The organism is Anabaenopsis sp. FSS-46 (assembly GCF_029891665.1).
GTDB classification, from domain to species: domain Bacteria; phylum Cyanobacteriota; class Cyanobacteriia; order Cyanobacteriales; family Nostocaceae; genus Anabaenopsis; species Anabaenopsis arnoldii.
Window position 1 is genome coordinate 35204 of sequence record NZ_JANQDG010000151.1, and the last position, 12673, is coordinate 47876.

The 12673-nt window shown below is 43.3% G+C and carries 5 protein-coding genes; 4 read left to right on the plus strand and 1 reads right to left on the minus strand.

Annotation, left to right across the window (positions count from 1 at the left end; all coding sequences use genetic code 11):
- Positions 1-71: 71 nt before the first annotated feature.
- Complete coding sequence (locus tag NWP21_RS18260; protein WP_280793780.1) at positions 72-2282, plus strand: polysaccharide biosynthesis tyrosine autokinase; 2211 nt, start codon at positions 72-74, stop codon at positions 2280-2282.
- 324 nt (positions 2283-2606) lie between these two features.
- Here NWP21_RS18260 and crtO read toward each other — a convergent pair whose 3' ends face one another.
- Positions 2607-4301 (minus strand): beta-carotene ketolase CrtO, encoded by a 1695-nt coding sequence (crtO, locus tag NWP21_RS18270; RefSeq protein WP_280793782.1) that lies wholly within the window; start codon positions 4299-4301, stop codon positions 2607-2609.
- Between the two features lie 402 nt (positions 4302-4703).
- Here crtO and NWP21_RS18275 point away from each other — a divergent pair, with 402 nt between their 5' ends.
- The 3 genes from NWP21_RS18275 to NWP21_RS18285 form a co-directional block, all read left to right on the plus strand.
- Entirely contained in the window at positions 4704-6908 is a 2205-nt protein-coding gene (locus NWP21_RS18275; protein WP_280793783.1) for a phosphoketolase, read from the plus strand.
- A 212-nt stretch (positions 6909-7120) separates the two neighbouring features.
- Positions 7121-9880, plus strand: a complete 2760-nt coding sequence (locus NWP21_RS18280) for a CHAT domain-containing protein (protein ID WP_280793784.1) — start codon at positions 7121-7123, stop codon at positions 9878-9880.
- 100 nt (positions 9881-9980) lie between these two features.
- A partial coding sequence (locus NWP21_RS18285; protein WP_280793785.1) for a filamentous hemagglutinin N-terminal domain-containing protein occupies positions 9981-12673 on the plus strand: 2693 nt, incomplete at its 3' end.

The following is a 12673-nucleotide window of genomic DNA, read 5'->3' on the forward strand; positions in this document are numbered from 1 at the left end:
ACTGAGTAACTTCAATCCAGACCTAACATCTTTACCCTCCGTTTTTATTTAGTGATATTTCAGTATTAAATATGTCTATCATTCACAACCAAACTGACAAACCCGTAAATCCCGAACAGACGAGAAACTCCATCACACCATTTTTTCCCTATTCCCCTGTTCTGGAAAATCAGCAGCAAGGAGAGGATTGGAATTATAAAGAATTTTTAAGTTTGTTACGGCGTCGAGTTGTGGTTGTTGTGGGAGTGGCCACAGCTGTGCTCACAGGTGTAGGTCTAAATATTTACTTAAATCCCAAAACCCCAGAATATGAAAGCCGGTTTCAGATGCTGGCTGAACCTGTGGGTTATAACAGTAAAGTCTTAAACTTAGATAGTAGGATCAACCCCTCGGCTTTAGACCGTTTCGATTATGAAACTCAAATTATAGTGCTCTTGAGTCCTCAAGTTCTGCAAAACAGCATTAAACAGTTACAAGCTAACTATCCAAACATCAACTATGAATATCTGACTCGGGGTCTGACGATTTCTCGTGTAGGTGAAACCAAAATTATCCAGGTCAGGTATCGTAGCGAAGACCCTGTGGAATCCAAAGATGTATTAGAGCAAATTGCCGAAGATTATTTAGCCTACAGTCAACAACAAAGGCGAATTACCCTCAGTCAAGGTTTAAAATATCTAGATGCGGAACTACCCAATATACAAAAACGCGTCAACCAGGTTCAGGAAGAATTAGAACAGTTCCGACGTAGGTATGACTTTCTCGGTCCAGAAGTCCTAGCTGGTGAAATTGCCGGACAAACCACAGATTTAACTCAAAAACTGGGACAACTGGAACTACAGCTAGCCCAAGCTCGTGCTGATTGGAATTTCTTACAAACTGAAGATGGTGTCAGGTCTGTGCTGGATAACTATCCTGTATATCGGACATTAAATGAAGAATTGCGCCAATTAGATATTCAAATTGCCACACAATCAGCTGTTTTTCAAGATGAAAACCCCACCCTAATTACACTCAAGGAAAAACAGAGCAACCTGAAACCATTAATCGAGCGAGAATCACAACTATATATCCAAACCAGGCGAGCAGAAGCAGATAAATTACTCAAATCCTTAGAACTTAATCAACAAGAACTGGAAAAAAATCGCCGAATTGTAGAACGAGAACGTCAGGAATTACCCACCCTCATCCGAGAATATACAGAAATACAACGCCGTTTAAGTATTGCTAATGAAAGTCTGAATCGTTTTTTATCCGCCCGGGAAGATTTGCTCATTCAATCCTCTCAAACCGAACAAGGTTGGCAATTAATTCAGTTACCTAACCTACCCATAAGTCCCATAGCCTCTTCAACTATTATCCGGGATATTATTCTGGGAATTGCCGCGAGTATCTCCCTAGGGATTGGTGCAGCCTTACTCATAGAAAAGCTAGATCATACTTATCACAATGCTTTGAGCCTCAAAGAAAGAATCAAAGTTCCTGTATTAGGGAATATTCCCTTTAACCAAGAGATGCAGCCGGGTAAATCCCCAACCCTCAAACTCAAAGATGCTTTGATGCAATTCTCGGATGGGCAAATGGAAACCACTACCCAGAGAACCACCGTAGCCAAACGACACTATACCAATTACGCTAATAATTTTATCGAAGCCATCAGGGTGCTCTACACAAATATACAATTATTAAGCTCTGATACTCCCATCAGTTCTATTACCATCACCTCCTCCATGCAAGGTGACGGTAAAAGTACAATTGCCTTTTATCTGGCTCAAGTAAGTGTATCTATGGGGAGAAAAGTATTACTGGTAGATGCAGATTTGCGCCGCCCTAGTATTCATAGGTTGGCAAATTTAAGTAATCTCTGGGGGTTGAGTAGTTTAATTACCACAGATATGTCCATAGAAAATGTAGTCACACCACTACCTGCTATGAATGAATTATCTATCATTACTGCTGGACCTATTCCCCCCGATGCACCTAAGTTACTCTCATCAGGGAAAATGAAAAAACTGATGGCACAGTTTCAAGATACCTTTGATTTAGTGATTTATGATGCTCCTCCCATTGTGGGGCTAGCTGATACTAATTACATCGCTCCCCAAACCGACGGTGTGGTGATGATCGCCAGGATGGATAAAACAGACCGTTCTGTGTTTGAGCAGGCTTTAACTGATCTGAAAAATTCACCGATTAATGTGTTAGGTGTAGTTGCCAATGGACAGCAGCGTCATTCAGACAATTACTACAACTATTATTACTACCAAAGTGAGGATAAATAAGCCTCCCCTCCCGGTGCTATCCATGGGAAACCTAGCTTTTCATACCCCATGGTAGCAGATTACCAAGATTATGGAGTTGGTTTATGACCCAGTTTGATATGAGATAAACACGATTCTAAATATATACAGTCTTCACACTGGAGTTCTTTCCCAGGATTTGCACAGCCACAGGGAGGATTGACGAAACATTCCCCAGTATTTTGCGGTGTGGAATATTTTTTCCATATGTAATACACAGCAGCTTCTTTTAAGCAGAAAATAATATCTTGCACCATAAAAATTACCAATTACAGCATAGGCGACCTTGTACATCTTCCCATTCTATTAACCAATGCCAAATACTGAACCAACAGTTGATTTCAATGAATCCCTAGCATCCCTGAACCCTTGAGCCAAAGGATGCTTGGTTTGCAAAAATACCCGGGCACAATTACGTCCTGGCATTCCCGAAATTGACCCACCAGGATGAGTTCCCGCACCAGTTAAAAATAGATTTTCAATTGGTGTTTTATAGTTTGCTAATTCTGGTAAAGGACGGAAAAACACCATCTGATCTAAGGTCATATCAATATGATAATAATTTCCCTTATAAGCTCCTAATCTTTCTCCCAATTCCGCGGGACTCTCCACCCGACGGGCGATAGTTGCTGCTTTTACATTTGGCGCGTAGTTAGCCAACTTATCAATTACTCTGTCTGCAACTTGGTTTTTGAGTTCATCTGTCCAACCAGTACCTTTTAAACCTATACCTTGCGCACTTGCTATCTGGTAGGGAGCAAAAAACTCAATCCATAAAGTATGTTTACCTGGTGGTGCTAATGTAGGATCAAGGGCGCTTGGCATGACCACATACATAGAGGGGTTGGTATCGGGAATTTCCCCCAAGGTACATTTACTGTGGGCTTGTTCAACATGAGCCATGGAATCTGCAATTAAGATCGACCCAGTCAGATAATCATCTTTGTGGTCATGGTAGGGAAAATGCAGAGGTTCATCTAACGCCAAGTCGATTTTCAGGATGGTTTCGTTATTATTAATGATCCGGCGTTCTAATCTTGGTCGTAAATCCGGGTCAGCATCATCCACCTCATCAGTGTCCATGAGTTGTAAAAATAGACGTTTAGCATCAATGTTGGAAATAATGCCATATTTAGCCCGATATTCTTGACCTCCCCCAACTCGGACACCCACAGCCTTACCATTGTCAATTAATACTTTCTCTACCTGCTGCTCTGTTAAAATCTTACCACCTTTGCTAGTAACTAATTTAACTAATGCCTGGACTAAAGCCCCAGTTCCCCCGCGGGGTCTAGTCATACCGGGATGATGACGCATAGCCATCATCATCACACCAATGGCTAGGTTTTTTTGTGAAGGGGGCGCACCGAGTTCGGAAGCGAGTCGAGACAGTGGGGCTTTTAAGAATTCTTCATCAAACCATTCTTCTAGAATATCCTCAGCACTATTCAACATGGTACGAACAAAATCCAAGCTTTTGGATGGTGAACCGATGACGGAAAATAAATCTTTGAATTTTTGGATGTTATAATTACCAAAAATATCTATAAATGATTTGGGAGGGGCGTTAAACATCGGACCCATGGCACTGATGACCCTTTGCCAGTAGTCTGTAAATTCTGCGTATTTTTTAGCGTCCCGTTCATTATAACGGGCGATTTCTGCACAGGTCTTTTCTACTGATTTGTGAGCTAAAAAATACTTACCATCAGGATGGGGACAAAAAACCACTGGGTCACAATCTAAGTATTGTAAACCATATTTTTCTAGTTCTAATTCTTCGACAACTGGGCCTAAATGAATGAATTCGTGGTCAATTGCACACAAGTTAAATTTAAATCCAGGGGCTTCTTGGGGTAAGCATTCCTCCGTTGTGGCTGCACCACCTGGAACTGAACGCTTTTCTAGCAGCAGAACACTATAACCAGCTTTGAGCAAATACGCTGCACATACTAGTCCGTTATGTCCTGCGCCAATGATAACAACATCATACTCTTGCATATTTGTGCTTGGATAATGTGGTGATAAATTATTATTATTATAATTTGGGTGAGAAAGAATTTTGTTGATAATTCTATTCTACACCTGTGGTTATATGTCATGTAGTTTTACCCTGGTGTGGTTATCTATACCCCTTAATTTAAACTCTGGATATTCAACAATATATCTACAATAAGTTATATACAAATAGCGGGTATTAATAATTAATTATCTTTGGCATCTTTGTCGATCGCCCCGTCGCCCTTGTTGTCATACCATAATAATGGTTGAAATACCAAGGATTTAAAGTTCTTATCCTCACCTTGCGAAAAAGCAATAAATCCTCACCACCTCAAAGATGTAAAATTTCTGTTAAATTCATTAAGCATCTACAGCTTGCCCAGTTTTTATAAGGTACTCAGTATGACATCCACAGCATCTTCCGCCCTGCCAAATTTTTGTGAAGGAATCCAATATTTTGGTGAGGCCTTGCCAAATTTTGCAACTTATGGTAAAATAGCTGCAATAGAACCAGGAAAAAAGGCGATCGCCGATCCCACAGATACCGCCGCCGTATATCAAACCTTACTAGCTGCCGATGCCCTGCGCTATTTAACCCTACAAATCACAGCCAGTAAAGCTTCCGGACATCCTGGGGGTTTCGCCAGTCAAGCAGAAGCCTACGCAGCCTTGGTAATGCTAGGTCATAAAAACATCATGACAGAAGTGGGACACCACGCCCCCGGATTCTATAGCGCCATGTTTTTAGACCGATCCCTAGAAGACATGGGGATTAATACAGTACAGCAACTGCGCGATCGCTTCCGGGAAAAGCACGGACTTTTAGGGCACCTTTCCGGCTACATCCCCGGCATTCTCGCACCCGCCGGACCCCTAGGACAAGGACAACACTTTGCCATGTCAGCCGCACTGCTGCACCCAGATAAGTTATTCCCCTTCACCCTGGGTGACGGCGGACTAGGCGAACCATATATTATGAGTTCCATGGCACATTTTAACACAGCCTATCCCAGTGCCACCAACTTCTTACCCGTCCTGGTGTGGAATGGCTACAGCCAAGAGCATCATAGTATGGTTTCCCTCAAAACCAACGCCGAAATGAAAGCCTACTGGCAAGGAAACGGTTTTGCCGAAGTCATCCTAGTCGATGCCAAAGACTTTGACGACCAACACCAACCAGGGGACTATGTTGATAGTACCGCCTTTTCCTTTGAGCAGCGCCTAGCCTTCACCAAAACCGTACTTTTGGGTATGGATAAAGCCGCCCACTCCGCCCTCAACGGCAAACTTACCGTATTTATCATTAAACAACTTAAAGGCGCAGGGGTTCACGCCCGCGGTTCCAAATCTCATAACCTCTACCCCAAAGACACCCTAAACGCACCCCACATTATCAGCGCCCTGCAAAGCCGCGCCCTCCCCCCAGAAGCTTGGGAAATAGTCAGAACCAACGCCGAACGCGCCGGTGGCGGACCCGCAGCCAAAACAGTAGTCACAGAATTTGAATTACCATTACCAGACCTAGGGAAATTACCCCTAGAAGAATATACAGTCGCAGGTGACCCCCAAGTTTCCACCACCGCCATGGGGCGCTTAGTGGGAATCGTCGGTAAACAAGATAGTAAATTCCTAGTCACCAACGCCGACGGTAACGAAGCATCAGGAATTGCTAACATTAACCAAGCCCTCAAAGTCATTCACCCCACCACCGATGATTTATATAACCAAGCACCCAACGGTCAAGTTTATGAACCATTGAGTGAAGATGCTTGTGCAGGTTTAGCTGCAGGTTTAGCCCTCATGGGTGCGAGAACCCTATGGTGTTCCTATGAATCCTTTGCCATCAACGGGTTACCAATTTGGCAAACAGTCACCCAAGCCATGGCAGAATTACGCCGTCAAACTCCCTCAACCATCACCTTATTTACCGCCGGTGCATTAGAGCAAGGGCGCAACGGTTGGACACACCAACGCCCAGAAATTGAAGCATACTTTGCTTCCCTCATGCGTAATGGTAATGTTTTCCCCCTATTTCCCCCCGACGCTAACAGCATTCAAGTTTGTTATGACTGGGCTTTGAACACCAAAAATAAAGGAATCGTCATCACCGCGAGTAAATCACCCTTACCAATTCGTACCACCTTAGAACAAACTCGCCAAGGTTTAGCAGACGGCGCAATCTTATTACAAGAAGTTCCCGGTGATAAACAAGTTGTATTTGCAGTTATTGGCGATATGACCTTAATTCCCGTCTTTGAAGCCGCCGCTTTCCTAGAAACCGAAGGTATAGGCGTGAAAATTGTTTCCATCATTAACCCCCGCCGTTTGTATCGTCCTCATGACACAGCTTGGGAAACTTGCTCACAACCCGATGGCGGTTTCATGGATGATGCTCAATTTACCCAATTATTCAGCGGTGACGCCTTAATTGGTGTCACTGGTGGCGCAGCGGCCATGCTTGAACCAATCATGTTACGCAGCAACTGCAAACGTGATACTTTCGCCTGGAAACGTGGGGAAACCACCGCCAGCGCTGGGGAATTGATGGCCTTTAACGGGTTAACTGCTGAAGAGTTGACTAAACGCGCCATTGAATTAATCCATTAAATTCGGTTTTCAACTTTCAGTACATACGCAAGTCCTTAAAGCACTTGGGCTTAAAGGACTTGCGTATCTGAGTATCAGTTATATTACCTATATTGAGAATTGACATCTCCCCTGGTTGAAACACAAGCGTAGGGGTTATCACGCTCCCACTACCTTTTGATAGGCATTCTGGGCGGTGCTGTTCTCCTGTTGAGCTTAAGGTCAGGGAGACAATGAAAACAACTCACAAAAAAAACCTTAGATTAGAACCCAGATTCAAGCCCTCTGTTTTTCTACTAATTCTACTGTTCTGCCTTGCTTTAGCCATCCCCCCTGTATTTGCTCAGATTCATACAGATACAGTACAACTGATGCAACAAGGCAGGCAACTTTACAACTCAGGGCAATTTACCAAAGCTATACCAGTTTGGCAACAAGCCATCACAACATTACCCAGTAATTCCCTCAATACAGCCACTGTATGGAGTAACCTTTCTCTCACCCATCAGCAACTCGGAGAATGGGAAGCAGCCAATACAGCCATTCACAAAAGTCTAGAGATTCTAGAATCTGCCAAAACCACCACAGAACAACAGCGCATTTTAGCCCAAACCCTGGATATTCAGGGGCAACTCTTACAAAAAACTGGGCAATCTCAGGAGGCTTTAAATACATGGGCACAAGCCGCTAGACTTTATCCCCAGTCAGCCAATGGTCAACTTCATCTTAATTTGATTAATCAAGCTCAAGCTATGCAAGATTTAGGAATGTATCCGCGAGCTTGTCAAACTTTATTAGAAATATTAGGTTTAAGCAATGCAGAATGTCATATCTCCGAGGCAGAAATAGCAAAACTGCAACAGCAAATACTAGGGAATCCCCAAAATATTTACCCAGCACAAGCTTTAAGAAGTCTCGGTAATGTCATGCGGATTATAGGCGATTTTCCCGCAGCGGAAACAATCCTCCAAGCTAGTTTAGCAATTGCTCAAACCAATAATTTACCGGAAGATGAAAGTAAAGTTTTGCTAAACTTAGGTAATACAGAACTTGCCTTAGCTAACAGAGCCACAGAAGTAGCAAATAGGCGACAAGCGGCAATTTATCGGGCCAAAGCCTTGGAGAAATATCAAGCAGCCTATGAAAAAGCAGTTTCTCTTTCATCTCCGGGTTCAGCTATTTTACAAGTGAAATCTCAACTCAATCAGCTAGAACTATTAATAGCAGAGCAAAAATGGACAGATGCAGAAACTTTGATATCTCCACTCAAATTTTCATTAACTCACCTCCCCCCCAGTAGAGAAACCATTTATACTCGGGTTAGTTACACTAAAAACTCTCTTTGTTTACAGCAAAAACAGTCGAGTTGCCTCAGCCCCATTACTCCAAATTTATCATCGGTTGGTGAGGTATCTTTCCAGGAGGCAATTCAAACCTTAAACAGTGTTGCACAAGATGCTGCCCAACTTGACGATCAACGGACAAAATCCTATATACTGGGGCTTATAGGAAGATTGTATGAGAGTCGCCAAGACTGGAATACAGCTAGTAAGTACACTCAAAAGGCATTACAGTACTCTTGGCAGGCTCAGGCAACAGAGTTAACTTATCAATGGCAATGGCAACAAGGACGACTGCTCAAAGCTCAAGGAAAAACTGAAGCAGCCCTGACTGCTTACGCCCAATCATTGGCAAATCTCCGATCCTTACGCAGAGATTTAGTTGCTATCAATACAGAAAATCAGTTTAATTTTAGAGAAAGTACTGAACCTGTTTATCGTGAATATGTCAGTTTACTGTTGCAGCGTCAAGATAACGCCGACATACCCCAAAAAAACTTAGAGCTAGCCCGTGAAACCATAGATTCTCTACAATTAGCTGAGTTAGAAAACTTCCTGCGCTTGGTTTGTCTGGATGCGAAGCCGGTGGTAATTGACGACATAACGGATCAACAAGACCCTACAGCAGCCTTGATTTATCCCATTGTTTTACAAGACCGTCTTGAGATTATTGTTAAGTTACCAGAAAATAAACACCTACTTCATTACACCACAAAGATTGAGAAAAATATAGTTGAGGAAATCCTGGCGGAACTGACCCAGGAGTTGAGTTTAACTACTGCAGATAATATTAGAATTGATCCCCGAGTCTATGAACGAGTAATCCTGACCAATGCACAGATACTATACAAATGGCTGTTAGCCCCTGCTGAAAAAGATTTAGCCCAAAGTCAGACTAAAACTTTGGTTTTTGTCTTGGATAGTGCTTTACAGAATATTCCTATGTCTGTACTGCACAACGGTGAAAAGTATGTGATCGAACAGTACAACATTGCCCGTGCTCCTGGCTTACAACTTACCGACTTTCAAACTTATCGGGACAAAAAACCTCGGACTCTCATCGGCGCATTGAGTGAAACCCCCAAAGGGCGGGAGCAAGAATTTTCTCCATTACCCTTTGTTGTCAAAGAAGTACAAGAAATTAAATCACAAGTTCCTAGTAGCACTGAGTTACTTAATCCCTCTTTTACCAATGCAGGCTTGAAAAATCGCCTGAATTCACTCCCTTTTTCTGTTGTTCACCTAGCCACCCACGGACAGTTTAGCTCCCAACGTGATGATACTTTTATCCTGACTTGGGACGATCGCCTGAATCTCAACCAGTTAAATAGTTTACTGCGTTCTAGAGATCAGCAGCCTATTGAATTACTAGTATTGAGTGCTTGCGAAACCGTAAAGGGAGACAGGAGAGCCGCCCTAGGGTTGGCTGGCGTTGCTGTCCGAGCGGGGACTCGCAGCACATTAGCTACCCTTTGGCAAGTAAATGATCAATCAACGGCTCTGTTCATGAGTCAATTTTATCAGGCTTTGATGGGTAACAATATGAGTAAAGCCGCTGCTGTACGCCAAGCCCAATTAGCTCTTTTAAACAACCCAGAATACAAGAGTCCCTATTATTGGGGGGCTTACGTTCTCTTAGGTAAGTGGTTTTGAGACTCCCCAGATGAAATACCAGCACCCAACCTCTGGGTTGGGATAAATCCACAAGCTGACAGTATAGGGTAGAACATGGTAATAAAGCGGAGTCCAGGGTATGAAAATTCAGGGGTTAATCAAACATCCCACTTGTAAGTTAGTCCTTCAGATGCTCATCGGCTTAATTACTACTGCAAATATGCAGGTAGTTAACGCCCAACTCACGCCAGACAATAGCCTAAATTCCACAGTCAGGAATGATACGGTAAATACCCGTGACATCATTGAAGGGGGAGCCATCCGTGGGAGTAACTTATTTCACAGTTTCACTGATTTTAATGTCGGCGCTGACAGAGGGGTTTATTTTAGTAACCCCGATAGTATTGGCAATATTTTAACCAGGGTGACGGGAAGTAATCCTTCTAGTATTTTGGGAACCTTAGGAGTATTGGGCAATGCTAACCTGTTTTTAATTAATCCCCATGGTATTAGTTTTGGTGACAATGCTCGGTTAGATGTCAAAGGTTCCTTTGTGGCTGCTAGTGCCGATAGTATCATCTTTGATAATTATGAGTTTAGTAGCACAGATACTACAATAGACCCGTTATTAACTGTGAATATTCCCAGAGGGTTAAGATTTCGGGATGATCCAGGAAATATTACCCTGACTAATTCTAGTCTGACTGTTCCAGAGGGTAAAACCTTAGCTTTGATTGGGGGTAATGTCAGCCTAAATAACACTCAAATCATATCACCGGGAAGTACAGTAGAGTTGGGTGGTTTAACTCAAGCCGGAAGGGTTGATATAGATGAAAAGCGTTTGACCTTTCCCCAGCCCTTATATAGCGCCGCCACAAATATCACTAAAGGAAATGTCAGCATCAGTAATGGTGCGGTGGTAGATGTTGCTGCTGGTGGTGGTGGGAGCATAACAATAAATTCCCAAAATTTAGAGATAACTGGAAATAGTCAGCTGCGTGCTGGGATAGGATCAGGGATGGGTTCACCAGATGCCCAAGGGGGAAATATTCAGATTAATAATACTGATAAAATCACTCTGGATAACTCCTTCATATTTAATGAAGTATTCGGCCAAGGAAATGCTGGAAATATCCACATCAATACTTCTAGTTTAACTGTGAAAGACGGTGGTCGTATTAATGCAAGTATCTCTGGTAAAGGTAATACAGGAGCGATCGCAATTACAGCCGCTGATGGGGTGACTATCCGCGGGGAATCTAGTCTGGGGATTATCAGTTTAGTAGTTAGTGTAGTAGGATCAACAGGAGAAGGGAATAGTGGGGGTATTACTATTGATACTTCTACTTTAACTCTGGAAAATGGTGGTGGTATTAATGCTAGTACCATTGGTAAAGGCAATGCGGGAGCAATAACCATTACAGCCGCTGATGGGGTGACTATCCGCGGGGAATCTAGTCAAGGCGTTATTAGTTCAGTAATTAGTGCAGTAGCACCAACAGCACAAGGAAATAGCGGGAATATTACCATTGATACTTCTACTTTAACTCTGGAAAATGGTGGTACTATTAATGCTAGTACCTTTGGTCAGGGTAATGCCGGGGCGATTGTGATTAGAGCCGCTGATGGGGTGACTATCCGGGGAGAATCTAGTCGAGGATTTAGCACTTCTGTAATTAGTGCAGTAGCACCAACAGCACAAGGAAATAGCGCGAGTATTACCATTGATACTTCTACTTTAACCGTGGAAAATGGTGGTAATATTAACGCTAGTACCTTTAGTAAGGGTAATGGCGGGGCGATTGTGATTAGAGCCGCTGATGGGGTGACTATCCGGGGGGAATCTAGTCGAGGATTTCTTAGTTTAGTAGTTAGTGCAGTAGGACAAGAAACCGCAAAAGGAAATAGCGGGGATATTACCATTGATACTTCTACTTTGACTGTAGAAAATGGTACTAGTATTAATGCTACTACCTTTGGTCAGGGTAATGCCGGGGCGATTGTGATTAGAGCCGCCGATGGGGTGACTATCCGGGGGAAATCTAGTGCAGGCTTTACTAGTTCTGTATCTAGTACAGTAGCACCAACAGCAAAAGGAAATAGCGGGGATATTACCATTGATACTTCTACTTTGACTGTGGAAAATGGTAGTACTATTAATACTAGTACCAGTGGTCAGGGTAATGCCGGTGCGATTAACATTCGAGCTACAGAGCAAGTAGGGATTTCAGGTACTTATTTTGACAGAATATTAAACAGAGATTTTGGCGGCATTTTAGGCGTCACCCTCACAGATAAAAATGCCGGTAACATCACCATCAACACCCCCAGATTCCAAATCGCCGACGGAGCCGGAGTAGAAGCCTTTACCCAAGGCGCAGGTAACGCCGGTAATGTTACCATCACCGCACCTCAAATCGTCGATATTGGGGACAACAGTAAAATCATCGTGGAAACCTCCAGCGACGGGCGACCGGGTAACATTAACATTAATACAGACACCCTGAACATAAGTCAAGATGCTCAACTGAGTGCCACCGCCACCGCCACCGCCACTAATACCCAAGGCAGCGGTAGTATCACCCTTAACATTTCTAACTTAAACATCTCCGGCAAACTCGGTATATTTGCCGAAACCCAAGGACAAGCCCCCGCCGGTAACCTTACTTTACAACCCTATAACAATCAGCACAACCTGAATATCAACTTTACCGACAAGGGTTTTATTTCTGCCTCCACCACCGCCGCTGGAGCCGGGGGAAATATCATCCTCACCGCCCCCCAACAGATTAACATTCAGGGTAATGGTAAAATCTCTGTGGAAACATCAGG